This window comes from Collinsella sp. TF07-1, from assembly GCF_003437235.1.
Taxonomy (GTDB): Bacteria; Actinomycetota; Coriobacteriia; order Coriobacteriales; family Coriobacteriaceae; genus Collinsella.
On sequence record NZ_QSRV01000034.1, the window covers coordinates 1 to 477 of the forward strand.

Genomic DNA, 477 nt, shown 5'->3' on the forward strand with positions numbered 1-477 from the left:
TAATGTGGCCTTCGTCTTGCATAGGACTGTAGAGCAGCAAACGTAATGCCCGCCCGCCTCCGACCGGCGGACGAGTGAGATTACTTCGCGGCGCCGGGGATGCCGTGGGAGGTTTTGGCGGTTTTGGCTCCGTTTACGATGGCGGTTTGCAAAGCCCTTACGGCGAGCATGCCCAGCAGGTCTAGGGGAACGGCGGCGTTTGCCTGGGCGCCCAGTTTGCCGCTGGCGAGGGTGTAGATGGTGTCGCCGTCGTTGGTGGTGTGCGTGGGACGGATGGCGTGTGCGTAGGCGTCTGCGGCCATCTGGGAGACCTTGGTGGCTTGTGCCTTAGTGAGTTCCACGTTGGTGACGATGCAGCTGATGGTGGTGTTGGTGCGGTCGAGCGGCATCTGCATGGATCCGGCGGCGGCAAAGGCTGCGAGTTCCATATCGACGATTTGGTCGCTATCGGCTGAGGCGCGCATGCCGGCGACCCAC

General features: G+C 62.7%; 1 protein-coding gene. It reads right to left on the reverse strand.

The window, feature by feature from the left end; genetic code table 11:
• Positions 1–80 precede the first annotated feature (80 nt).
• A partial coding sequence (locus DXC67_RS10520; protein ID WP_199410724.1) for a P1 family peptidase occupies positions 81–477 on the reverse strand: 397 nt, incomplete at its 5' end.